Genomic DNA, 25,237 nt, shown 5'->3' with positions numbered 1-25,237 from the left:
CGAGTTTAGCTCGTTCAAGGTTAGCTCGTTCAAGGATAGCGCTTTCAAGGATAGCGCTTTCAAGGTTAGCGCTTTCAAGGTTAGCGCCTTCGAGGTTAGCTCGTTCAAGGTTAGCGCCTCCGAGTTTAGCTCGTTCAAGGTTAGCACCTGTGAGGATAGCTCCTGTGAGGTTAGCACCTGAGAGAAAATAACCCACAGTTGCTGAAAAAGTATTTACAGTAACACTGTTGCTGTAATTAATAATCCGAAGCAATCGCTGATTATCAAAATTATCACTGTCTTCTTTACCACAAGGATAAAAAACAATATTATCCTTATTATTCTTTAACTTATCTTGAGCTTGGGCATAACGATGTAACTCTAAAAGTAAAATAATGACATTTAGCCCAGCATAGATATCTACTTCTCTCAATCCCAGCAATATATTTTGTTTTTTGAATTTTTGCATCTGCTTTAGAGGTAAATTAATGGAGTCTTCACAGTCTCTATTAATAAAATTTCCTAAGTACCAATCCTTGTAAAAATTTTCAAAACGTTGAAACAAAGTTAGATACTGAATTTTGTTTTTATCAAGTAAAGCAATTAAATACTCTACAATTTCTAATGATAATTTACCATAACCTAGTAAATCATAAATTTCTTTCGCTAATGCTTCATTATTAATGATAAATTCTTGGTGTCCATTTTTAGAATCTACTTCAACCCAGGTTTGAAAACTTTGGGCTATTTTTTTAGCACAGAAAAATTCTCCAAAACTTTTATGAATAAACTCTACAGCACCTTCATCTTTTGCAGGACGAATGTAAAATGCTGCTAAGGCGGTTGAAAATCCTTCCTTAAAATTTTGTCTAGCTTTTTCAATTTTTTTTATTATGGTTTCATCATGATTAAAACGTTCTTCAATCGTTTTAATTGGAACGTATTCCCTAAGAGATTGAGTAACACAGAACCCAGCTTCAGTCAAAATTAGCTCTAATTCTGTGTTATTAAGTCCAGTTATTTTAGTATTGAGGTCTTCCGGACGCTGTTTTTTCAAAACCCAATCTATTACATTTTGATAAATTAAGATTTTGCTCTGAGTGCCACTAGCCTGTTTAAACATTTCAATAGTTAAGTCATTATCCCGGTGCATAGCAGCTAATAGATACAACAATAATGGTTCTTGTGCTAATTCCTTAACGCTCTCAGGACAATTACCTGCTTTTATAAATTTTTGAAAACCTTCTGCCTTATCTTTACCAACTAATATTTTCCATTTTTCTAGCCACTGTTTTTTGAGTTCATCATCCATTACAGCAATTTCTGCCATTTTTAAATTCTTATAAATATAATTTTTGATGCCTTGTAAAGCTGAATTTCTACCTGTTACTATAAATTTATGCTTGCAATTTGAGTGCTTTTGGTAATTTACTACTTTTTCCAAAAAATCCTCAACTCCATTACCTTTTCTGTTTTCAAAATATAATTCATCCAAACCATCTAATATAAATAAAAACCTTGTATCTTCCTCATTTAACCAGTTTTGAGCATCGGCAAATTTCTCCTTTAAAGCACTACTAAGAATATTTTGAATATCTGAACTAAAATTATCTATATCTCGCAATTTAATTAATATTGGTGTCCAAAGGGGATGGAATTTCATTCTTACTCTATCAGCAAATATTCTACAGAAGGTACTCTTACCTCGTCCAGGGCCTGCTTGGATAAATATAACCTGGCTATTTTCATTTTTACTCATCAACTCTTCTTCAACCCATTCCTCTAAATCTTTATCTGATTCAGGTAGAGATTTATTGGTATCTAAAACATGAATTTTTAAGCCCAAGTAAAGATTATCAATTGTATATTTTTCATTTTCTGCATTTATTAATCTCCACTGTTGCTTTATTTTTAAATCGCTAGTATTAGGTGATATTTTTGTTGAGAGATAAGATTCAATCTTTGCATATTTTCCATCCATCCTGGATTGTTCTGCTTGAGCTATCTTTAATCTCCAATTTGTGATTTCATTATCTAATTTAGATAAAAACTTCTCTTTTATATATGGGTAAGTCTCCCATGTTACCCATTTCGCTATAATCTCAGACGTGTGTGACTCGATTTCTTGATTTTCTAGATATTTAACTAATTCTTGACGTAAAATTACTGCTAAATCTGATTTTGAAAAATCTTCTAATACTTTGTTGACTAGAATTTCATTTATTGTCAATGTCCCCAAACTTTCCAACTGATTAAATAGTGGCTTAAAATCCGCCTTGACATTTTGTTTTTTTAACCTTTTATTTAACCAGCAATTTTTTTCTGCTAAAGCACCAAAGGTTTTTAAATAAGTCAACGTATAGGCTATTATCACATATATATGTGGATGGTTTTTAGAAAGAAAGTTTAATTTTTCTTCATCAAATTCAAGAATTTCTTTAAATGTTGTTTCGCTTATTGTAGTTTCTTGACTATTTATAACAATTATAAAAGAATTTTTATTATATTGAATTTGGATATTATCATTACCTATTGCCGCCTGCTGTCCACTACCGAATGTTGAATTATCAGCCTCCTGCCTTATCCCTGGTTCAGGCGAAGATGGTTGATTATCGCCAGGAGATTGCTGCTGATTCATAGTAAAAATTTAATAGAATAAATAAAATATTTTCCACACTAAGACCAGCAAAATTTATTTTTAACTGGTCTGAGGTTTTTTAATTCAACTTAATAATTTATTGATTGTTTTTATTCCAATCATCTAAAGCAGCAATGACAAAACTGGCTGCGGGATGGCTGAGGGCTTGTTCTAGAGCCGCAGTACCACCAGCCCTCAACGCACTGATTGTTTTCTGCATTAAAGTTGGGTTATTTTCGATGCGTTGCGTGGCTTCTGTTGCCAGTGCCATTTTTCCTGCCATTGTATTAGTAGGATAAGACTGGCTCAATTGCTCTAGCAATGCCTGAATTTCTGCTGCGGCTTCTGCAAGGGTTTGTTTTTGCTCTGATTGAGAAATATTTTGATTAAATATTTGCTGACTGCCAGATTGAGCAGTGTCAACAAAGCCACCAATGTTTGCGTGACTTTGGTCATATTTAGTTCTATAAGTTTCGTTACTACTCATAGATTGCTGGCTTCCATCTCCTTGTGCTGCTTGTTGCCCTTGACCAAATTGGCTATTATTTGCACTTTGGTTAATCCCGCCTTGATTAGAATTCATACTACCAACCTCTTGTATTTGAGTACTTGAATAAAAATTAGGGCGCTCTAACGCCGTCATCACCATATTCTCTAATCTGCGAATCTGATTATCTTTTTCTGCTAACAGTAATTTAATTTCTCCCTCTGGTAAGCCCTTAAGCTGATTATAAGTGTCAAAATATTCTGCACTCAGTTCAGACTTATCAGAGGTAGATGCGGTTTTGGCACGAAGTAAAAACTTATCTTCACCTCGCACTTCCATGCCGACAATTCTTAAATCCGCCTCTGGGTGATTTTCTGCTAACTGCTTAAAGGAAATTGCGATCGCCCTTGGATCAACGTCTTGGTTATGATACAGGTCGAGTGTGTCGAAAATTGGTTTAATGAAATCACCAAACTCCCCATCTGCGAACACTTCTTTATTGTTATCAGGTTTGCGGAGGGGGTCAGGATTCTCTTTTGTGGGGAGTCGCATATAAACGTATTCACACCGCACCCCATCAAACTTTGTATCAGTGGTAATGCCCCAATCTTGAATGTATGCTCCCGTGAGAGTAGCCCCTGTTAAATCAGTTCCATCAAGTTGTGCTTGGACTAACTTCGCTCTGGATAAATCTGCATCTTTTAAATTCGCTTTACTTAAATCTGTGCCAATAAAACTTGCATCTACTAAATTGGCTCCTTGAAAATTTACTCCTCGCAAGCCTTCACGGTCAAAATTCAAGTCTAGTCCCTGACCTTTTACTAACACGCTTACCACTTGTGCTTTTTGCAGGTAAGTAGTTCCAGGGCGAACAAGGTCAAGTTTCTTAGTTTTGCTGAAACAAGTGCGAGTCAAAATAGATTTTCTAAAATCTGTACTTTTAAGTGTGGCGGCTGTGAAATTAGCGTCAGTTAAGTTGGCATTGCGAAAGTTTGTACCGCCAAAGGCTGCAAAAGCAACAGCAATGTTCCGAATAAGGGCGTATTTTTCATCTCCTTTCATTGCTTTCCAGGCAATGTCAGCACTAAGTAAAACTCCGGCGAAGGCGAAGGCTTCGGCGAAGGCAAAGGCGAAGGCTCCGGCTTCGGCGAAGGCTCCGGCGAAGGCTCCGGCTCCGGCTCCGGCGAAGGCGAAGGCGAAGGCTCCGGCTTCGGCTTCGGCTACGGCTTCGGCGAAGACTCCGGCGAAGGCGAAGGCTCCGGCTCCGGCTCCGGCGAAGGCTCCGGCTCCGGCTACGGCTCCGGCGAAGGCGAAGGCGAAGGCGAAGGCGAAGACGAAGGCTCCGGCTCCGGCTCCGGCTACGGCTCCGGCTACGGCTCCGGCTACGGCTCCGGCTCCGGCGAAGGCGAAGGCTCCGGCGAAGGCGAAGGCGAAGGCGAAGGCTGAGTTTAATCCTTGGCGAAGGATAACTATAGATAAAACAATTATTACTATTAAAGCAGTCCAGCCAGCAGCCCGATTTTCTAGATTTGAAGTATCAAATATAAGAGATATTATCCCTCCAGCAAAAGCTGAGAAAAATCCTGAAACTCCAGACAGCAACCACGAAACACCTACTAAAAAAATAGCCCAACGTTTTTGCAACCCAGCAGTAGCATGGCTAAAGTTTGTGTTCCTCAGATTCGCTCCTGTAAAATCCGCGCTTCGGATATCTGCACCGCTAAAATTTGCACCCTCAAGGTTTTGACCTTTGAAAGAACGACCTCTGAGATTTTGACCGGAGAAGTCTTGGGGCATGGCTGGGTGCTGTATACAAATTTCTTTTTGGATACAGATATATTATGAACAATTCCAGAATTTTAACGCTTTAAGTTGATTTTATATTTCTACCGCCAGAATTCACGCTTAACCGCAGAAAATATCATAGTATGAGTCTTTTGTCTGAATCAAAGCAATAGCCATAAAGATGCTCGACAGAATCTCTGTCTATCATCACCAAAGGCTTTTTTTTAAGAAGGGTAATGAACATGGGTAGGTAGCCAGCCGCTCTTAAGAAGAAAGATAGAGAAAAGTTAACTACCACCAATATCCAACTTAATCCTTTCGCTCTCCTCACCAATACATCATTCATTCACAATCAAGTTATAGTCAATATAACCAAGCATCGCCCCTCTTTTTATCGCCTCATAACTGTTCTTGACGTGCCATTTACTGTACAAATCGCTGGCATAACGTTTGACTGTACTAACAGAGAGAAACATTTCTTTGGCAATCTGTTCAAAACCTAAACCCTGAGCCAGTAAACGCAGGACTTGTATTTGTCGTTCGGTGGGAGAGTCAAGCAAGTTTTTATCAGCAAAACTAGGGTCAATATATCTATTTTTATCAAGGTTTTTTAACAGTTTTTTAGCCAGCTTCGGGTCAAGCAGGCATTCATCAAAGTAAGCTCTCTTGATAGCTAGTTCAATCAATTCTATATCAGCACTTTTGAGCATATAAGAATCAGCCCCATGACGAAAAGCCGACTTAATAAAGTCGGAATGAGTCTGATTAGTAAAAATCACCACTTTACTATTAGTTTTCCTTTTGATTGAGCTAGTCAGTTCTAAACCACTCATATCGGGTAAGAGTAAATCAACTAACACAACATCAGGGTTGGTCTGTTCAATTAATTTAAAACCTATCTTCCCACTGGTGGCATCACCAGTTACTTCTATATCAGGAGATTGTGAAATAGCACCTTTGATGCCTAAGAGAGTGAATATTTCTGGTTCAACAATTACTATTTTCAGCATGATTTTATTAATCCTCTAATAATAAATGGCTGTTTATTGGCGGACTTATTATTGATGCTTCTGCCGTGGGTGTCCGTGCTGCCGTAGCAGTGCCGTAGGCTACAACCTATACAGGGTATGGATTGCCGTGATTGTGCCGTATGCCGTGGACACTCAGAAAAGCCTGTAAAACATCCCTTTTTATGACCACGGCATCACGGCAGTCCTTTCACCAATCAGGTAGGGAGTAGCTATCATTTCCGTCAGAATTTACCTGATCCGTCTTAACTAATTCAGCTAACCCATCAATTAATTCTTGCTCTGAATAGCTGGATAACCTATCTGCCTTCTTCAAATCACGTAATGTTTTTGGGGTTTTAGTCTTGACATTCTGGAAGTATTCATAAATCTTTTTAGCCACATCAGATAATGGTTTGGGATGTATCTGGTGAGCCGGACTTAAATTAAATTCCAGGTCAAAGACTCTATCTAGATATTCCTGCTCCGAAGCAATCGAATTGACTTGATTAGATAATTTAGGCATCAATGCCACGACAAAACCCCCAACGGAAGCAATCATAACTGGACGTAAGTTTTGATAAGAGACTGCTTTAATATCCAAGTATTTAGATTTAATTTGCTCCCGTTCTTGCTTACCTGGAATGATGTCACCTCTATTTAAAATCAATTCCAGTACCCCATAAGATTCTTGCTCCCTTCCATTCTTGATATACCTGTTACCTAAGAGCAATAAATTCAAACACAGACGAGTTTGAGCATCCATCTTTTCAATGCCCAAAGCCGCCAAATTAAAAGACTGTAGGGAAGCAATAAACTTAGTATTAAACTCTCGACCAATCAGCAGAATATCAAGCAATTTACTGCCATAATTCCAATTAGAGTAATGCTTACTTAATTGGTCAGCAATCACTAACCAATCATCCAGAATTAGAATCAATGGTGGTAAAGATTCGCGCTTTGATTCTGGTAGCTGTTTACGTTTTTTGTAGTCGGTGTAAAAGTTGTCAATTACCTCTTTGGCTAGGTCTGGGTTTTCCCCGTCAAAGACAATTACTCTCTCTTTCTCCCGTAAACCGCAGAAACTATCATTCTTAGCACTAATCACCCAAATATCAGCCGTTGGGGAATCAGCTAAGATTTTCCCAATTAGGTAATTGAGGGTGACTGATTTACCACTCCCTGGTGCGGCAACTAAAGCAGTGGAACTATCGGCTCTGGCTAGGGCTTGCAAAGTATTCAGGGCAAGAGATTCTGATGGATCAAGGCTAATTGCAGTATTTTGTTGTAATGTCTGCTGTTCAGAGCCGGTTACTTTATCGTCACCCCTGGCGATATCCTGCATTGATTGCCCCGGCAATGCTGCGGCTGGCTGCCCCGTTACCTGTTGCAGTTGCACCCGTGCTTCTGCCTCTGCCCTTAATCTCACTTGCTCCTGAAAGATGGCTAACTCTTGCGGTGTCATTTTTGACAACTGCGCCTCTCTTACCCGTCTATTCTCCGTCCATTGGTGAAACTCGTAGTCTAACTGCGCGGTGTATGCTTCCTTATGGAGCCTTAACCCTGACCAAAGTTTAGAAATTAACCAGTTGCTACGAATTTCTTCCCTAACTGAAGGCATTAGTTGGATTAATCGCCATTCCCTAGCTTTGGATAACCCATAGGCTCCTCCTAGAAAAAACACTGAAGCTAATCCCCACAAAGCCTTATCCGGGTTACTTGGGGGGATTATTCTTAGACGGGTAGCTTTGGTTGGCAGAAAATTATCACGTTGAAACTCTGGATTAGCTGGTGCATAAGCTTCAGCATAAAATTCCGACTCTGGCATTATGTAACGCTTGTTGGGAGTGCAGTACCTTTGACGGTTAACCGGATTTTTTAGTGTTGAGGGAATGAAGCAATATTCAACTAAACTTATCTGAGTGCCAGTAAATGACTTTGCCCCACAAATTAAGCCAATGGTTGCCAGCACTCCTACAGTGATATTGTTGGCTGTTCCCGAACGCAAGTATTCTTCAAATTGTTTGCGTTTCATTGGTTTGTTCCCCTGACGATTGCTGCAATCACCAACAACACAAAAGCACCTACCCCAATCAAGCCCCAAGGTATTTCACTCTTGGGAGTTGGCTTAACTTCGTAGGTTTTAACCTCCTGATAGAACCGTGTCTTTCCTGTATTAGTTGCTTCTGACACTGCCCTATATTCATCAAAGGCAATCCACAGCGAAGCCCCTACACTCACCGTCTGAGCAGTGGCTACCATGAAGTCTTTACCAATGTGGATTCTGCCGTCATAGTGAATTTTAGTAAGGGTATCAGCAAAAAATAGCCCTAGTACAATGCTGCTTAAAGTGCCAGAAGCGATCGCCCCAATCCCAAGACTTGTTAGTAGGCTGACTCCAGCATTGGCAGTAAACACACCCAGGAATGTAGCCAGTGCTTTGTTTAGCAGTTGCTTGTTACTGAAGACATCACGAATGGATTGCTCTAACCGTTCGCCATCTTCGCTCTCCGGGGTCGGTTTTTCTGAAGTAGTTTCACCCCAGAGCATTGGTGTGGACTGTTCACTGGTGTTTTGGAACTGCGATAATAGGGAATCAATTTCATTCATGTTTACCTCGCGTGGGTGAAACAGAAAAAGCCAGAGTTTTTGCTAACAACTGGCTTTCGACTAATTACGGTTAAATGCCCATAAAATTCCTGAACCAGTCACCTACTCGGCTAATGCCAGCAGTGCGCGAGTAATTGGGCTTTGGTATGCGGTCGGTTTTGGCTTCACTACCGTTTGTCCACAGTGCGCTAGTTACCGCAGTTTCATAAGCGCGATCTGCTGCGTCTTGGGCTTCTGGCACTTTGTTGGATGCCTTGATTAAATCAGCCTCATATTTTGCGATCGCCATTAAATCCGCAGTGGCCCCAGATATCTGAATCAAGGATGAGCGCTGCGCGTGACGGGTGGCCTCCGCAGTGGTAGCGTTGACGTGTTCCGCCTGCATTTCGGTCATCTCGTTTTTGAAACGCTGTTCTCCTGTCTTACTGGTGTTGATAGCTTTCAGGGTTTGCGTTCCGTGTTTTTGGGTCAATTGCACCAGTTCGGCATAGGCTTGGTTTACATCTCCGGTGGTTTCAATAATCTTCCGATATGCCTCCAAAGCTTTAGGCAAATTAGCCTTAGCGGTGTCAGACAGTCGTGCCATGTCTGCAATTTTGGTGATTACCGTTTGGTCGCCAAGGAGGGCTTTGTTGAAGTCCGATTCTGAGACATCAAACAGTCTCCCCATTGCCCCTAAAGTACCTGGGGCAGTGGTGGGTATATGGTTTTTGAGTTTCGCTGCTCCAAAATTACGTGCCATTTTATCTCCTAATAAGGGATGTAGTCATAGTCGATATTGCTGGATGATTGGGGCAACTTATCCCAGTAACCCATCTCTTCAAATCGGCTATAAATTCTCGTTGCTAGTTGCCGTATTGGATCATCAAAATCTTCAGAAATTAAATCAAATCTCTTCTCACCAAACGCCAATATATTTGCAATGTCCGCGTCAATACCATTACCCAAGAATTGACCAAATGCAGCAGAGTATGGATGGTCATCAATGGTTTCATGAGTTGCTAAGAATTCGGTTCCTGTGAAGGGTGGGTAATCTTCACTCTCGAAGATTGGCGTGGAGAGTGCCTGAATATCTGCTGAGATCATTGCAGCCCATTGTTCAGGATTTTCCGCTTTGAATTGCTCTAATCTCAAAGCGCGGTCAGTCAGAGGTGATTTGCCCCAGTCGTTGGGATTTTTGTAATCGAGTGTCATGCTGTTAAGATCCTTGTGTACTTTTCGTTTTGCGGCGAGAGATACATCCCGGAGTGGGGCGATTGCAATGATTGGTCGTCGGTGCAATCGCTTCATCATCAGTTCTCACAAAACTCAACAAGTTCAAAAACCTCCAACTGTACTTGGTTTTGGCTTAGTTCTTTTCTTCTGCCCTTTGAGTCATTAAAAATGAAAGGGGCATTGACTCCACAATTAGAGCGGTGGCTGTAGCGCAGTTGTTGACCACGGAATTCATACAAATGATTACGCTGTAAGGCTGTCGTTGAAAGCATAAGTTTGTCCCTCAACTTGGGAGTAGAATTCGATATTTAGAATCGCTTCGTGAATCTCCATCAAGGCTTGCACAGCATCACCCATTTTTAGGTCATTCGATGTACTGAACCGTTCGGAGGCTTCAATTTGTTGATAATTTGGGGATGCTTGCACGAACCTAAGAGTCTGTTCGCAACCGAGGATAATGGTCATGATTTCGGTTGTTGTTAGGCTTGGCTGTGTCTTTTGGGTGTCTTGGTCGCTCATGACTTTTTCCCTTTCCTTTGGGTTTTGATTGGTGCGGTTGGCGCTTCTGGCTGACTCGGTTTCTGAAGTACATAGCTGATTGCACCTGCACCTCCCACAGCTGCGGCGATGGTGAACATATTGTTTCTGCCAAGCTGCTGGACTCCGAAGTAGCCAAGGGCTAACGCTGCTGCTGTTGCTCCAATGCCTAAAACCGTGTTTCTAAATCTGGATTTGGTCATGCTGCCCCCTTGAAATTAGTGACCATTGCGCTAAGTGCTGATTTATTGGGCTGTGTAGATTGCGGTGTTTCAACTTTGGGCGATGGTTGTACATTACCGTGTTGAAAAATCAGTTTCTCTACACCTGCTGATAATGCTTGTGTCGGTGCGTCTTGGGGTAAATCAAAAATCTTGCACAATTCAATTACTGCTAGGTAGGAGATGGTTATACGCCGAGATTCGTAATTCATTGATTAGGCTCCTAAAGAGATTTGAGTTAATAGCTTTAATCCCAAGGCATTGATGAATTGGGGATTATTCAAGACCACAAAGCCTAAACCGGCTAAGTTTTGATCCACCACTGGCAAGGAAACACCCCCACCCCAGGCGACAAGGTATTTCGCACGGTCTAGATAATTACCAGCAGTCACAAAGTTGGCGAATTTCTCAATCCTGTTTGACCACCACTGATCTAGACATTGGCTGTACTCGGTTTCAAACTTTTTACCAGTAAGGTGGTTGCCTCCATAAGTGAAAGTGCCTTCGATAATCCCCTGGTTAACGAGACTGGGTGAGTGCTTCACATCCTTGGACAGCAGACTTACTCGGTCGTTTCGCTTGTCGAGGGTTTCTGCAATCATGCTGTGCAGTTCACCGGCTCCACCTTCAATTAGGTGACGGTCAATCACTGCACCACTGCCGTTAAACACGGTAATCAACCAAGTTGATGAACCGATATCGAGTGCGATCGCTAATTCTGAGGGGTCAAGTACTAGGGATGCTTCACCGAACAAGCAGTGAGCAATGCTGCCGAATCCTTCGGGGTAAATGCCTGTGACTACGATTTCAACTGTCTTGGTGACAATAGAACGAGTCACAGGGTGCAGATGTTCAAAGCTGTGAGTCCCTTCAACTCTGCGCTTAATCTCAGTCGCCCAGCGTTCGGGGTTATGGTTGCTCAAACTAATCGATAGCTTGACCCCATCGGGAATATTGAGAACGGCTAAGTCTGCAAGAATGCTTTCTAGTGCCAGTTCTGCCTTTTTCGCCTTATCCTCGTGTAACAGGGTGTGGTCACTTTGCGCTAGAGCCGCACTGCCCCAAAAGAATTGAACATCTTTTAAGTCCAGGCGTGAACCTTCTACATACCGCACCCAGCAGCCATCTTTTGAGATGGTTTCGTGGTGCATGATATTGCGGTTGCGAACAAGTGAGTATGCGGCAGGCATCATGATAGAAAAATCACCGATGATTGCCTTGCCATACCCTGCACCTGAGTCTTTTCCGGCGATAAGGTCAGTTAGCCCTGATTTGGCTAACAAATCCGCTTGAACGAGCCAGTTTTTGGCATTGGAATATACGGTTGTCATGGTTCTGTTGTTTGTTAAAGTCTTGGTTCTTCTGGCTTTGGAGAATTTAGAGGCTGAATCCTCTTAAATCCGCACATCCAGTTAGGGGTTAGCCAAAGCGTCACTTTCTGGCTTCTATTGCCTTTGTTTTGTGGCGTTTTTTGGCTTATAGTGTTATCATAACACTGTTTAACACCAGTGACAAGTGAGAGGTTTAGACTGACAATAGGGTTATTCAAACACCAGACAGTGTTACGATGCCCACAGGAACAAGATTAAATATTTATTTCACAGATGAAGATGACTTAGCACTTTACGACTTAATATCTGCTGAAGCAAAAACTGAAAAACGCTCTATGAGTCAAATGGTAAAACTTCTTGCTTCGGAAGCGCTCACGGCAAGACACACAAAAAAAACCAAATTAAAAAAACAGGATGAAGATTAGGGTGATCACTCTCAGTTGAACTTAGCCCAAGCAAAATACATAACCGATAAAAACCAACCAGATAACCTAGATGAAAAGAAGTTTGACCTTGTAACCGATGAGAGATTAGTCAGCAACCGAAACAATTTTTGGTGTCTCCAATGACTACTGTGAAAGACCTACCAACCGATTTTCAACTCCCGCCGCACAACGAAGCGGCATTAGAGATGCTTAGGGAGGCGAAAGACTACGAATCCGCTTTGGCTCTGGCGATTAGCGGTACTGCACTTGCTACAGGCGGCTTCATTACTCCGGTAGGCTGGGCAGCTTTTGCATTGGCTTACAAGCCATTGATAAGAATTCAAAAACTTGCACGGCTGGAAAAATTAACAGCCCTGCTTTTGGATGAGTTTAAAAGCCAGGGGATACAAGTCTTTCCAGTGCTAAAGCTAGAGGACAAGAATCCTATCGACTTGTTTGTGAGATTTGAGCGAAAAGTTCACCTGTTTATCTCGATTCGCTCAATAGGAGATAAGGAGATTGTCTACAACGAAGCTAGAGAGGTTTTGCAGATCAAGAGGAAAGACAAACATGGACTAAAAGTTTGGAGTCCTTGCCCACTGCTTGAATTGGCAGATTACGAGAAGTGGTTGAGCAAGAACAGGGACTTGTTTGCAATGTCCTCAAGGGAAGCTACAAAAACGCCCTCAGCAAAAGTTTTGGTCTTATGGCCTCCCACCAAGGCGGCTATTGATCACAATTCACACCTTTATTCTGAAGTTGGAAGTATGAAAATTCTGGCTCTTAGAAGAAAAGGCACTGCATTTATTATTCAACAGGAGGAAGTAATCGAGTTTGTCAAGGCGACTTTAGCCAAGTACTCATAGGCAAAACAACGAAAACCCCGCGTCCCGGTAGGACAGCAGGGTTTTCAAAGGGAATTGGGGTTATCGGGTTTGAACGGCCTAATTAATATCCCTAATAGTAATTTTATCGTACATGATTCGGTGTAAAGCCAATGTAACACTGGCTCACCAGATGTAAACGGCGTTTTAGGAATTTTATGTAATTTTGTTCTTATATTCTGAACGTTTGTACTAAAAGATTACTTTCGGGATAGCTCCAATTCCTCCAACACACTTCAGGAGGATGAGCTTTCATGTCACCATTACAACAATTTAATCACTTAGTATCGGCGCAAAGACCCTCTCACATAGAAGTCAACCATTGGAATGAATGGTTAGCCAGTGCTGTTGACCCAAAGTTAACAGCTTTGAATGTCCGTTCTCTTAGTGGCCCCTCAGTGTACGAATATCTGCTATGCGCTCTACCTCAAACGGCCAGACGTAACGATGGGCGACTGCGTGATGGCTACTTGAAACGATATGCCCACACGGAAGCCGGTGCATGGTGGGTTAGCGGACTTGACCCGCTTAATGATTGGTTGGCGATGGACTGGGGACGGATGAAACCAGATTACCCCAGACTGGAATGGGACAAGACAACACAGCAGCAAACTCAAAAGCCAGTCAAGTACGAATCACCACCCAAAACTCCCAACCGAGTTACCTACTTGAGAATGCCCCTACATTTATGGCGATTGGTATCACTTCGCTATAACGTGCCAATGCCAGAACATATTACCGTTACCTCGGAGGGAGAGGCGTTAGGTTTTTGGGCTTGGGTAATGGCACATCCCGAAATCCCTGTAACCCTTACAGAGGGCGAGAAGAAGGCTGGTTGTCTCCTAACTTTGGGCTTTGTGGCGATCGCACTCCCTGGAATTTGGAATGGTCGAGTGGGCAAGGAGGATTTAGAACGGCTGCACCCTGATTTAGTCCCAATGACTCAAAAGGGGCGTAAATTTGTTGTTCTATTCGACTACGAAAGCAAACCCAAAACCAAACAGCAGATTTTTCAAGCCACACGCCGCACAGCTTCTGCAATTGTAGAACTTTGCTGCCAATGTGAAGTGGCATTACTGCCAGGGCCAGAGAAAGGAATTGACGATTGGGTTGTCGCTTTGGGCAAGAAAGCTGATAAAGCCGTCACCGCAATGATTGCTGATGCCTTGAGAATCAGCGAGTACAAGCAAAGATTTTTCATCAATCGTGCCAGGGGACTCCATAAGTACAAGCCCGATGTGACGGTGAATACCCGCTATCTCTCACTTGCAATACACTCTCTGCCTCAATCGGGGTTAGTTGGTTTGGTTTCCGATATGGGAACAGGAAAGACTGAAATCTTGGCAGTTCTCAGAAGAGAGAACCCCCAACTCAGTTTTTTGAACAATGGGCATCGGGTTACTTTGCTCAAGAATCTCAGCGATCGCTTGCAAACAGCAATGTACTCCGCGATTTCTTGCGGGGACTGGGGTCAGGTAAAAGCTCTCAGCATTACCGTGGATTCTCTGTATAAAATGGCAAATGATCTACAGGCTTATGACATTCTATTTATTGATGAAGCCTGCCAGTATCTCGCTCACTTGCTCAAGTCCAAAACTTGCAAGGAACACCGGGGGGCGATTCTGGAAGTGCTTGAGTATCTAGTTTACAACGCCAAGCTGGTTGTTTTAGCTGATGCCCACCTCGATGATTTGACCATTGAGTTTTTCATGAATTTGCGACCGACTGGTGAAAAACCCTACATCATCAAAAACCTGTATCGCTCAGGTGGTCGTCAAGTTCATTGGTACGAGGGGAAAAACAGCAGCGCAATCGTTGCCGAGTTCCACGCTCAACTGATGCTGGGTAAAAAGTTGATGATGGTCAGCGACAGTAAGCGGTTTATTAAAAAGCTAGAAAGAGCGCTCAATGATGGTTCAGCAATTGATGACGCTGATGATACACCGGAATCAGCCGAAGACCGCAAGTTACGGGTGTGGGCTATTCACTCCGAGAACAGTGGTAGTGAAGAGAATGTGATTTTCATTAGGGAGATTAACATTGCCATTAAGGATCTTGACGCTTTTTTAATTACTCCCAGTCTCAGTTCAGGGGTTGACATTTCCAGCTATCATTTTGATGCCGTGTTTGGTGTATTTCATGCTGTCTCGCAGTCGGCTACAGAATGCGCCCAGCAATTATGGCGGTATCGTCCCAATGTCCCCATGTACGTTTGGGTAGCTCCGCGTCCTCCCTTTGGTTACGCCGAAACCAATGCCCGTCGCATCAAGGAAAGGATTCTTCAAACGAATGAAATGACCGCGTTTCTGATTCGCATTAACCGGGAAACAGGCAAACGTGGGGCTGAGAAGGATTGGGCGTTGGATACCAGTTGTCAGATTGAGGGGCAAAGGAATTGGTCGATTAATAATTTACGGGCTGATTTGCGATCGCTCTTAGAAGAAATGGGCAATACGATTGCGCCTGTGGGTGATGCAACCGATGAGGGGGCTTCCCGGTGGATGAAGGCTGCGGGGATTGCCATCGATGAAGAACATTTTCGCAAGGTGGCGAATGCCAAAGATATTGATAGAAGGACTTATGCGGCTAGGCAGCACCAAGACTATCTCAAACCAGAAGAGGTTTTGGAATGTGAGAAGTTCCGCATACAGGATACTTATGGAATGAGCGTAACCCCTGAACTGGTTGAGCAAGATGACTCTGGGCGGTTAATTAAGAAGATTGTCGCACTGGAGGCAATATTAGCAGCACCAGGGGAAATGATTACCGATGACCTTGGGCGAGAGTTTGTTGCACCGCCGAATATTGTGGTGGAACGCGATAAATCAGAGCGCGATCGCTTGAGCATTTGCACAGACTGGAGTAACCATTCTACCGCGTGGCTGATGCGTCATCGGCTAGGACTGAGGGCAGTGTTGATGGATCTCATGTCTGGGGTTGAGATTAAAGGGGACGAAGCGATGATTCAAGTTTTGGCTGAGTTTTCCAAGCGCAACGCATCTCACGTTAAAGGTATCCTCAACCTGACCATTCCGTTATCGGAGTCTCCTGTGTGGATTTTAAGCCAGTATCTCTCGCAACTGGGTTTGTCCACTGAGTCGCGGCGACCGCTTGAAGATGGGCAGCGTGTTCGGTATTATCGTTTGAATACTGAGGATGTAGAGTTTGTCCAAAAGGTGCTGGATTATCGTCAAAGGCAACGGGAGGAGAAGGAACGCAAACGCCAAGAGTTACTTGAACGAGATGCGGCTTATGCAGCTAGAATGCAGTCTCAGTATGGGATTAACCCACCGTCCACACCCCCCATTAATGAAGATGGAAGTAATAATCGGGGGGGTATGGACACAGATGAAGCAGACAGTATTTCTTGGTGGGAACGGGTTAAATATTATGCTCAGTTGGCGATTGAGCGGGTTGAATATGGGGTGGAGTCAGTTAAAGAATTACTCAGTACACTAACGATTGATGAGCGGTGGGGCGTGATCTTCAAGTTTGAGGATATTGACCCTCAAAAGTTTGCTCAACTGGTGGATGAAGCGCCCGATTGGGTGGAATGGATGGCGTGATAGTTATATTTCCCGACATCTCCCCCAACTGGTGACAGCATCACCTGTGTGGACGCTACCTCCAACAACTGCTATAGTCCAAACCAAACCTGCTGCTTTAGATTTAATGAGGTTAATTGAAAATTACATCTCCATAGTTATGCCCCATTGAAGATTCTGAAGGTAGGACACAAGGAGAATCTGCAATGGTTAATGAGAAGCATTATGCTCGGCTGAACAAAGGTGTACAAGTTTGGAATGAGTGGATACTTGAAAATTTAAGTATAATTCCTGACCTCAGCAAGGCTAACTTCATCGGGGCTAACCTTAGTGAAGCTAACCTTAGTGAAGCTAACCTCATGGGGGCTAATCTCAGCAAGGCTGACCTCAGCAAGGCTGACCTCAGCAGGGCTAACCTCATGGGGGCTAACCTCAGCGAGGCTTGCCTCATGGGGGCTAACCTCAGCGAGGCTTGCCTCATGGGGACTAACCTCAGCGGAGTTGACTTCAGCAAACTTGACTTCAGCGATGCTAATCTCAGTGGGGCTAATCTCAGTGGGGCTAATCTCAGTGGAGCTAGCCTCATCGGGGCTGACCTCATCGGGGCTAACCTCAACAAGGCTAACCTCATCGTGGCTAACCTCACAGGGGCTAACCTCAACAAGGCTAACCTCATCGTGGCTAACCTCAACAGGGCTAACCTCAACAAGGCTAACCTCATCGAGGCTAACCTCACCGGGGCTAACCTCTGGCAGGCTAACCTCAGTGAAGCTTTACTCCGTCGAGCTAATCTCAGCGAACTTGACCTCACCGGGGCTAACCTCACCGGGGCTAACCTCACCGGGGCTAACCTCTGGCAGGCTAACCTCAGCGGACTTGACCTCAGCCTCGCTGACCTCAGTGACGCTGACCTCATCGAGGCTGACCTCATTAGGGCTAATCTCAGCTATGCAAACCTCAGCTATGCAGACCTCAGAGATGCAAACCTCAGCCATGCAAACCTCAGCTATGCAGACCTCACAGGGGCTAAACTCACAGGGTCTAAACTCACAGGAGCTAACTTCAGTGAGGCAGACCTCAGCGGACTTGACCTCAACGGACTTGACTTCAGCAATGTAGACCTCAGCAGAGCTAACTTGAGTAGAACGCAAGCATTAGAAACAGATTTTACAAATGCAAAGTTTACAGGCGCTTGTTTGGAAGATTGGAATATCAACTCAGCTACAAAATTAAATGATATTGATTGCCAGTACGTTTATTTGAGAAGTGACGAACAAGAACGCCGTCCTAGCAGCAGCAGTAAAGAGTTTACACCAGGGGAGTTTACCAAGCTATTCCAAAAAGCTTTAGAAACAGTTGACTTAATTTTTGCAGATGGCATTGACTGGAAAGCTTTTCTTCTCTCCTTTCAAGAACTACAGGCTGAATATGGTGAAGAAAACTTATCCGTCCAAGCCATTGAAAAGAAAAGCGGTGGAGCGTTTGTAATTCGGCTAGAAGTTCCACCAGAAGCCAATAAAGCAGATATTGAAAGTCAGGCTAAAGCATTATATGAAATCCAACTAAAAGCACTGGAAGCAAGGTATCATGCTGAACTACAAGCTAAGAATGAACAGATAGTAATTTACCTTCAGCAAAACGCTACTTTAGAAAAGGTCATTGATATATTAGGTAATAAACCGATTCAGAATATTATTAACGTTACAGCTACATCAGAAAGTAAATCTATGTCAGAATCTTATCAATCTAAGTACGACCAAAGAAATTCTAATAACCAGTTTGTAGACACAGCACAAACTGGTAGTAACCCAACGTTTAATCAACAGAACTTCTCTCAAAATATTAATCAAAGCATTAATGATATTACTAGATTGATTAACTCGTTACGAGATAAAGCACAAGAGTTTCCACAAGATAAGCGTGAAGAAGTTTTAGTGCATTTGGATGACTTGCAAGAAGATATTAATAAACCTGAAAAACAAAAACCGGAAAGAATAAAAACTCGTATTATTGCATTAATAACAATAGCTGGTACAGTATTTGGTGTTGTTGCAAACAGTGCTGACTTTACCAATAACGTTTTGGAAATAGCAGATAAATTAGGAATTCCAATTCCAACCGAAATTAGTCAACCTCAACGGGCTACACAGCAATTGCCGCCACCTTCACACTAATCTGACTATTAAAGACTCAATTCATCATCCTGCTCCTGCTGTTGCTGATGCTGTTGCCTTAACTGTCGCCCATAATCGAGTAGCTGCTGATTCCAATCACTGGCTTTAGATTTTTTGATTTGGGACTGTGGCATTAGTTCTAATACACGCTGTGCTGCCGCATCAGAGCTTTTATCGTTACCAAACGCCACCAGTATATTAGGAACTTTCTGCAATCGCTCAAGTGGTAAGCTCTTGATGTCATCAATAGCCATATAGACTGTTCGTTCGGGTGGAACATCGCCCCTGATAAGATATTCCAGCATGGCTCTTGAAATAGCATCAATGGGAGACTTGCACAGAATCGCTCTTGAAGTTTTATCATTAGTCTTACCCCCCAAGTGGAAGTAAAACCAGCTATCACTGCGCTTAGTGCCTTTAGAGTATCCCTTAAAGCTGTTGTTCTCTCCCCTAGTTCCCCGTAGGAATGCACCGTTACGTTGACTCTCAAGATTCCGCATGACAAAAACAGCGTTTTGTTGGTCATCAGCGTAAACTAGCCCCTGGTTATGAAGCATTTGTACACAGTCAGAGCGGATACCACGTTTTTGAGTGAGGTAATGTTCAACGGCAGACCAGTTAGCTTTATCTTCAACGGGTGGGGTGAATTGGGAACGTGGTTCAGTCTGGATAATGTCAGCCGCCCTGTTTTTAACGTGAGCGATCGCTGCACGTTCTACGCCAGCTTCACCGAATCGCTCATCTAACCAGACAACCGCCTGCCGAAAATTGCACTGATTAACGTGCATTACCAAGTCAATTGCACCACCTGATCCCTTTTGTTGATCGGGGGCAAAGTCGTAGAATTTGGGCCCATCTATATTAATGATGTGTCCGTGACCCCTCCATTTTCCTTCCTCGTGGTGTAGCCCCAACTCCCAGGCGACATCCTCTAAGGCCAAGTCGCGCAGTTGTTGGGTTTTCAATTCCAGCGATCGTACAATTTCTTCTAACCTTTGTCGTTCCTTCTCACTGGCTCTAGCCCGTTGTTCTGCCCGTTCTAGTCGCTCTTGCATGAAAGCCCGGTCAGCCAGTTGGTGGTTGAGGACATGGAATTGGTGATCATTCTGAATCCGGGCAACGTAATTTGTAGCTGATTCAAAAGGTTCGGGTTCAAGTTTTTTATTCGACCAGACGGCAGTGAGTGGTTCACTATTAACAGCTTGGTAATATTCTTTGACTTTGGTGTGGGTTGCCTTACTCCCCTTAACCCCTCGTTCAATGCCCAAAGGAGCAAGTGCAGCGGCATAGCTATCTTGGAGTTTCGATAACTTAATGCTGGCAGCACGACCATTACCTCCAAACATTTCTTTGTGGCTTAACTGCAAGGTTTTCTCGTTGATGGGCACAACATAGGCATGAATATGGGGAGTCGCTTCATCCAAATGCAATTCTGCCCTGACGCACTTATCACCATAGTTGTTGACTAGCCAACTGCGGGAAGCCTTAACAAAGTCCAACATTCGGGGATTATCCCATTCGCCTGGCTTTGATGGATTATCGGGGCGAAAATATTCTGGGGATGCTGAAAGAAAAATATCGCTACACAGCACGGCATCCTTGCGCGGTTTGTGTAAAGTTGTGTTGGCTATCTTGTTTTTCACCAAAACTTCAAGCGGTGAATCATCCTCCATGCCAATCAACCGGATATTTTTTTTAGTGGTGTCGGCATTTGGGGTATCTTGTAAACGGGCAGTATGCTTCTCGCTACCGCCAATGTTGCCGAAAGACTTGAGTTTTTCAACGCGCAGAATCGCTAAAGCCACCATTGTTTTTTCTCGGATTTTCCAAATGTGCCAATGGGGTGCAAACTCCCCGCAGGGGCGAACGTAACTTCTGCGTCTTGAGCGAAGCGAAAGATGGGCGCAGCCCACCCGCAGGGCGCGGAAGTGTAGTGAGTACACCACCAACATGGTACACCCAAGCGAAATTCTGCGGCAACAGCACCCACTCCCGCTACTCACGCGACCTCTTGGCACAAATCTAGAGCAACCCAGCACAAATTTTGAGCAACTTGGCACAATTTGGTCAGCCAAAATCAGCATTTAAGGTCATGAACCGAGGTGAATCACGAGTGCCAGATTGTGCTAAATTAGTGCGGTATCTGCACTAAGACAGTGCCAATCTGCTCTAAATCTGCACTAAAATTAGATCATCGTTTTAACCAGCTATTTGCATGACTGACATTTACCTCAGCGTGGACGTTGGTGGGTCGCAAACTAAGATAATTTATCAAGTGGATGACCAGACTAAACCAAATTATGTTCTGCTGCCACCAGCGATAGAAGAGATTACTAAGGATAAACTCAATTTTTTCATGGAACGCTTGGGCTGGATTGGTAGCCCTTCACCAGATCAACAACTGTGGGTCGAGTGGAATAACAGAGTGGTGGTGCTGGGTGAGTTCGCGGCTAACTTTGATCCGCTTGACCGGATTAAGGAACTTAAATATGAGAATGCCTTGTGGAAGGTACTGGGCGCTGTTGGCTTAATTGTTGAACTCAGCAACGTAAAGGTGACAGCGAAAAAACAAATTAACTTGGAGTTGGCGTTACTTCTGCCGTGGAATGAGTACAGCGATCGCCGTCGCTTTGAAGAACAGTTACGGGTGATGCTGGCTAATTTTACGGTACGCAAACAATATTTAAAGGTGAACTTAGAGCGTTTCTTGTGCCGTCCTGAAGGTGGGGGATTAGCAGCACTGCGAATCAAACAGCAGGGGGTAGATTGGTTACGCACTTCCCAACTGGCGGTATTGATGTTCGGTCACAGGAACACGACAGCACTTTATTTTGACCGGGGGCAACTGAAGCTGGGGGATAGTCCACTGCTGGGCTTTGCGAATATGCTGGATATCGTGCTGGATATGACCAGTGGTTTAGACCGAGAGCGTTTATCTTCGGCAATATTTGATGCACGCTACACGATTATTAATAAGGTCTACAGCAAAGACCGTAATTGCTCGGCACGCCCTGATTGGATAACTTTTGACCGAATACAAGCCCTAGCAAGTGCGAAAGACCCCACTTTAAGACAAAAAGAAATTTCTCATATTGCTGATGCAATTAGAGTGGCAACAGCCCAATATTGGGATAAGCTACAGCGGTGGATGGACAAAATATTACCCAGACCGTTGAACGAGGTAATCATCGGTGGGGGCGCTGCTTACCATGTAGAAGTTGAGTTGGAGAAGTATTTTAATTGTGCATGGCAACTCAAGAAAATAGATACGTATAGCAGTGTTTACGAAAGAACTGGTGAATACATCCCCAAAGACGACAAATTGCCAATGATACCAATGGTTTGGGGTAGCGGTTTTATAACTCAGGTGCAAGAAACATTTAATTTAGATGAAGAACAAACGTACAGGTATAGTACCTCAGCGCGTTTGGTGGACTGCTTTGGGATGTTTGATTATTTGTTGGGGATGGAGACAAGTCAATGAACCAAAGCAAAAAGAAACGCAAGTCTCTGAGTTTGCGGCTTCAACCTTACGAGGGGGATGTTTTAGCGGAAGTTGTCGATTACTTGAACTCGTTGCCCAAGGATGAGGCACAGCGCAAGGTGGCTGATATCTTGGTGGCTGCTTTCTTGCCAGTGGCGCGGTATTCAAGCGGTAATTTTACGCCAGAGCAGATTCGTTTTGCTTGCTGGGAAGCGCAGGACTCATTGAATAAACACGGTAGTTATATGCGTTTGGCACTGTCGGTGGAACAACCGCAGTTTGTGGTATCACAGCCAGCGTTGCCTGCACCAGTTGTAGCTGTCAATGCCCCAAGCTACAAGAGTAATGTTTTAGAGTCGCCTGAGCTTGAGGGGGAAGCGGCTGATTCAATCAGACCTGCTTCAATAGTTCAAGGTCAGGCTTCGTCGCAAGAATTGGATGCGATTTTTGGAGGAGATTGAGCGAAGAATATCTCAACAATAGCCGCCGCAGTTGTAGCTGTTAACTGTGAGGCGGCTTTTGTAGTAGCTATGTATTTTGTTGGTAGTTTTTTTGAGGGCTGTGAGCGTAAATTCAATTTTGTAAAAAAAACTTGATCGAGAATTCTTGCGTACTGTGCGAGAGTTTTGGTCAGGATTTTTTGGCGGAGAAATCAGGGTGGTAAATTAGGTTTCTGTAGCTCAAAAAGGAGTAAATTAATTTTTTTTAATATATCAAAAATTTCTTTTAGCTAATTATTGTAGTGGATTCATTTGGAAAAAGTAGTAGCTTCGATTACTTTAATTAATACAGAAATGTAATTATTGTTACGCAGAATTATTTGAATTGCTCGTTATAGTGGTTGTACTTCAAAGCGAGGTATCCACTGAGTTATTAACGAAAAATAATAGCCCTTTAGCTAGCTACCAACTAGTCAAAGGGCAAACGATTATGATGAATCAGTCATTTTAATTTAGCTAGCTACTAACTAGTTAAAGATAAATGTCCGATAGCTTTCTCATTAAAGAATGTAGACGTTTCGACACAAAATTTGAGGAATCCTTTAATGAACTATACCAGAATAATCTCTTTAGTAAAGAGGTCGTTTTTTAGTACCTATCTTGTCATTGTAGATAGAAACCAAAAGTTACGGAAAGATCAACAATCTATAATCCACCACAAAAACGCTAAAATCTTAAACTCACGGTACTGGCTTCTAATTCTCAAGAACACTGGGTTGATATTTGGTTGTATGTCTGCTGTAATGACCTTCTTAGTCGCTCTACTTTCTTTGCTGACTGCCTTGGTGAAACTTATGTGTCAGATAGCCATTTTCCTCAAAATGCTAGGTTTGATTCTATTCATTTGATCTTTCCGCCTTCACTTGATGAATCTGCATTCCCAATTGAGGAATCTCCTACTGCAAAAAATTACTGCATTACTCTACTGTATTTTTTCCTGAGTTAGAGTAGATGCAGTATTTTTTTACAGTAAAAAAGGCAGTAACATGACCGTTATCAGCTTTACTAACCTCAAGGGTGGCGTGGGGAAATCAAGTACCTGTGCCCATTTCGTCTACTGGTTATCTGCCATCAAAAAGAAGAAAGTATCAGTAGTGGATTCGGATGGTCAAGGCAGCACACACATGTGGTTGTCAGGAATAGATTTGAATATCCCTTGCCATCGGATCACAGATCCCGACACACTGGCTGAAGAAATTCCTAGATTAGAGCAAGAAGTGGATTATTTAGTCGTTGACAACGCAGGTAATCTAGGGGAGGCTACCAGATGCACATTACTTACTGCAAAAATTGCAGTAATTCCAGTAACCCCCTCTGGCTTAGACTTAGTTTCAGCCGCCGCCGCAGTCAAGATAGTACGACAAATTCAGAGAGCCAGAAACGGATTACCGAAAGCAGGTATTTTTATTAATCGCGGCATTAAAAATACCAAGCTCCTCCGAGAAGCTGAGGAACTGCTGAGTCAGCTTGAGGGTGTGACTGCCTTTAAGCAAATAATTTACCAACGTCAGGCGATCGCCGATGCCTTCTTCCAAAAAACTACGGTCTGGGGAATGAAAGGCGCACAGGACGGAGCATCTGATTACCAAAAATTATTCACCGAGATTTTGAGGTTGGCGAAATGACCAAGCAAGCTCGAAATGCTCTGACTGAATTAGCATCACAATTTTCCGTTGATGACCTCGTGTCAGAAATTACTGAAAAACCAAAATCTCGTCAAAGGCAGCAGTCATCGCCAAAGACATCTAAAAAGCAAAGCCAAAAAACAGAAGATAACCTAAATTTACTGGAGAAATTAAAGCAGCAACAGCCTACAGAAACAACTCGTATCACCTTGGATTTAGATCCAGAAACTTACGAGCAATTAAACCAACTTGCAGAACACACGGGGATGACAAAAGCCAAGCTACTCAGGGCTTTGATTAAAGAAACCGCAAAATTACTGCAAAAATCGCAGTAGGAAATACAGTAATTATGATACAAATACATTAATTTTTGCAGTAAAAAATTACTGCTGATTTAAATCCAAAAACTTATAAACAGATTGCAGCTTGCATTTATCATGACAAACGATAAACCAGAACTTCCACAACCGAGGCTTGAACCTGCTAGTATTACTTTTGACCAATACATCGAATTTACCCCAGAGAAGTTGGAACTGAGCGATGGATACCTCGGCTACGGTGGACAAGACCAAGTTGGTTTTCATTTGGCTGTCTTAACGAATATGGGGTTATTAGCCGCAATCCGTCGCACGGGTATGTCGTTGTGGGTAGAAGCTTTAGAACGTGATGTACGGGAAAAGTTAGCAACTGTTAATGGTGAACCAGAAGTAGCAGAAGCGATGTTAAATCGGTTTAACAGGGCAATGTCCGATTTAACAGCGATCGCAGATTATCTTGAGGAGTAATATTT

General features: G+C 43.1%; 23 protein-coding genes. 11 read left to right on the top strand and 12 right to left on the bottom strand.

What is annotated here, in order from left to right:
- From A4S05_RS32335 to A4S05_RS32280, 11 genes are all read right to left on the bottom strand, one after another.
- Positions 1-2,617, bottom strand: a 2,617-nt coding sequence (locus tag A4S05_RS32335) for an NACHT domain-containing protein (protein ID WP_069073861.1), incomplete at its 3' end; no start/stop codon positions are given.
- A gap of 97 nt (positions 2,618-2,714) precedes the next feature.
- Entirely contained in the window at positions 2,715-4,901 is a 2,187-nt protein-coding gene (locus A4S05_RS32330; RefSeq protein WP_069073860.1) for a pentapeptide repeat-containing protein, read from the bottom strand.
- 326 nt (positions 4,902-5,227) lie between these two features.
- Complete coding sequence (locus tag A4S05_RS32320; protein ID WP_069073858.1) at positions 5,228-5,899, bottom strand: response regulator transcription factor; 672 nt, start codon at positions 5,897-5,899, stop codon at positions 5,228-5,230.
- A 208-nt stretch (positions 5,900-6,107) separates the two neighbouring features.
- The gene (locus A4S05_RS39635) at positions 6,108-7,931 is read right to left on the bottom strand and encodes a P-loop NTPase family protein (RefSeq protein ID WP_084227347.1); all 1,824 of its coding nucleotides are present in this window, start codon (positions 7,929-7,931) and stop codon (positions 6,108-6,110) included.
- Complete coding sequence (locus A4S05_RS32310) at positions 7,928-8,506, bottom strand: hypothetical protein (RefSeq protein ID WP_069073857.1); 579 nt, start codon at positions 8,504-8,506, stop codon at positions 7,928-7,930. The genes A4S05_RS39635 and A4S05_RS32310 overlap by 4 nt, the downstream gene beginning before the upstream one ends.
- Positions 8,507-8,576: 70 nt before the next feature.
- Positions 8,577-9,248 (bottom strand): hypothetical protein, encoded by a 672-nt coding sequence (locus A4S05_RS32305; protein ID WP_069073856.1) that lies wholly within the window; start codon positions 9,246-9,248, stop codon positions 8,577-8,579.
- An 8-nt stretch (positions 9,249-9,256) separates the two neighbouring features.
- Complete coding sequence (locus A4S05_RS32300) at positions 9,257-9,799, bottom strand: hypothetical protein (RefSeq protein ID WP_256091327.1); 543 nt, start codon at positions 9,797-9,799, stop codon at positions 9,257-9,259.
- A 165-nt stretch (positions 9,800-9,964) separates the two neighbouring features.
- Positions 9,965-10,240 carry a hypothetical protein gene (locus A4S05_RS32295; protein WP_012412837.1) on the bottom strand — a complete coding sequence of 92 codons (276 nt, stop codon included), beginning with the start codon at positions 10,238-10,240 and terminating at the stop codon, positions 9,965-9,967.
- Positions 10,237-10,461 (bottom strand): hypothetical protein, encoded by a 225-nt coding sequence (locus A4S05_RS32290; protein ID WP_069073854.1) that lies wholly within the window; start codon positions 10,459-10,461, stop codon positions 10,237-10,239. The genes A4S05_RS32295 and A4S05_RS32290 overlap by 4 nt, the downstream gene beginning before the upstream one ends.
- The gene (locus tag A4S05_RS32285; RefSeq protein ID WP_069073853.1) at positions 10,458-10,691 is read right to left on the bottom strand and encodes a hypothetical protein; all 234 of its coding nucleotides are present in this window, start codon (positions 10,689-10,691) and stop codon (positions 10,458-10,460) included. The genes A4S05_RS32290 and A4S05_RS32285 overlap by 4 nt, the downstream gene beginning before the upstream one ends.
- A 3-nt stretch (positions 10,692-10,694) precedes the next feature.
- Positions 10,695-11,810, bottom strand: a complete 1,116-nt coding sequence (locus A4S05_RS32280; RefSeq protein WP_069073852.1) for a ParM/StbA family protein — start codon at positions 11,808-11,810, stop codon at positions 10,695-10,697.
- Between the two features lie 236 nt (positions 11,811-12,046).
- On the opposite strand from A4S05_RS32280, the gene A4S05_RS32275 reads away from it, so the two are divergent.
- From A4S05_RS32275 to A4S05_RS32260, 5 genes are all read left to right on the top strand, one after another.
- Positions 12,047-12,235 carry a ribbon-helix-helix domain-containing protein gene (locus tag A4S05_RS32275; RefSeq protein WP_069073851.1) on the top strand — a complete coding sequence of 63 codons (189 nt, stop codon included), beginning with the start codon at positions 12,047-12,049 and terminating at the stop codon, positions 12,233-12,235.
- Positions 12,236-12,375: 140 nt separating this feature from the next.
- Complete coding sequence (locus tag A4S05_RS32270; protein WP_175586748.1) at positions 12,376-13,101, top strand: hypothetical protein; 726 nt, start codon at positions 12,376-12,378, stop codon at positions 13,099-13,101.
- Between the two features lie 272 nt (positions 13,102-13,373).
- Complete coding sequence (locus A4S05_RS32265) at positions 13,374-16,685, top strand: plasmid replication protein, CyRepA1 family (RefSeq protein ID WP_069073849.1); 3,312 nt, start codon at positions 13,374-13,376, stop codon at positions 16,683-16,685.
- On the top strand, positions 16,651-16,836 hold the full coding sequence (locus A4S05_RS40885) for a hypothetical protein (protein WP_141699872.1): 186 nt from the start codon (positions 16,651-16,653) through the stop codon (positions 16,834-16,836). The genes A4S05_RS32265 and A4S05_RS40885 overlap by 35 nt, the downstream gene beginning before the upstream one ends.
- Positions 16,837-16,870: 34 nt before the next feature.
- Complete coding sequence (locus A4S05_RS32260; protein WP_069073848.1) at positions 16,871-18,838, top strand: pentapeptide repeat-containing protein; 1,968 nt, start codon at positions 16,871-16,873, stop codon at positions 18,836-18,838.
- Positions 18,839-18,846: 8 nt separating this feature from the next.
- Here the strand turns inward: A4S05_RS32260 and mobV are convergent, their stop codons facing one another.
- Complete coding sequence (gene mobV / locus A4S05_RS32255) at positions 18,847-20,646, bottom strand: MobV family relaxase (RefSeq protein WP_069073847.1); 1,800 nt, start codon at positions 20,644-20,646, stop codon at positions 18,847-18,849.
- Positions 20,647-20,788: 142 nt separating this feature from the next.
- On the opposite strand from mobV, the gene A4S05_RS42770 reads away from it, so the two are divergent.
- From A4S05_RS42770 to A4S05_RS32225, 6 genes are all read left to right on the top strand, one after another.
- Positions 20,789-20,926, top strand: coding sequence for a hypothetical protein (locus A4S05_RS42770; RefSeq protein ID WP_218107999.1), 138 nt, complete (start codon positions 20,789-20,791; stop codon positions 20,924-20,926).
- Between the two features lie 127 nt (positions 20,927-21,053).
- Positions 21,054-22,322, top strand: a complete 1,269-nt coding sequence (locus tag A4S05_RS32250; protein ID WP_069073846.1) for a ParM/StbA family protein — start codon at positions 21,054-21,056, stop codon at positions 22,320-22,322.
- Positions 22,319-22,783 (top strand): hypothetical protein, encoded by a 465-nt coding sequence (locus A4S05_RS32245; protein WP_069073845.1) that lies wholly within the window; start codon positions 22,319-22,321, stop codon positions 22,781-22,783. Before A4S05_RS32250 ends, A4S05_RS32245 begins: the two co-directional genes overlap by 4 nt.
- A gap of 1,025 nt (positions 22,784-23,808) precedes the next feature.
- On the top strand, positions 23,809-24,447 hold the full coding sequence (locus tag A4S05_RS32235) for a nucleotide-binding protein (protein WP_069073843.1): 639 nt from the start codon (positions 23,809-23,811) through the stop codon (positions 24,445-24,447).
- Positions 24,444-24,782 carry a ribbon-helix-helix protein, CopG family gene (locus tag A4S05_RS32230; protein WP_069073842.1) on the top strand — a complete coding sequence of 113 codons (339 nt, stop codon included), beginning with the start codon at positions 24,444-24,446 and terminating at the stop codon, positions 24,780-24,782. Before A4S05_RS32235 ends, A4S05_RS32230 begins: the two co-directional genes overlap by 4 nt.
- A 102-nt stretch (positions 24,783-24,884) precedes the next feature.
- Positions 24,885-25,232, top strand: a complete 348-nt coding sequence (locus A4S05_RS32225) for a hypothetical protein (RefSeq protein WP_069073841.1) — start codon at positions 24,885-24,887, stop codon at positions 25,230-25,232.
- The last annotated feature ends 5 nt before the right edge of the window (positions 25,233-25,237 follow it).

The organism is Nostoc sp. KVJ20 (assembly GCF_001712795.1).
Lineage (GTDB): Bacteria > Cyanobacteriota > Cyanobacteriia > Cyanobacteriales > Nostocaceae > Nostoc.
Note: the sequence above shows the minus strand (reverse complement) of the source record. Positions and strands in the feature narration are given on the sequence as shown.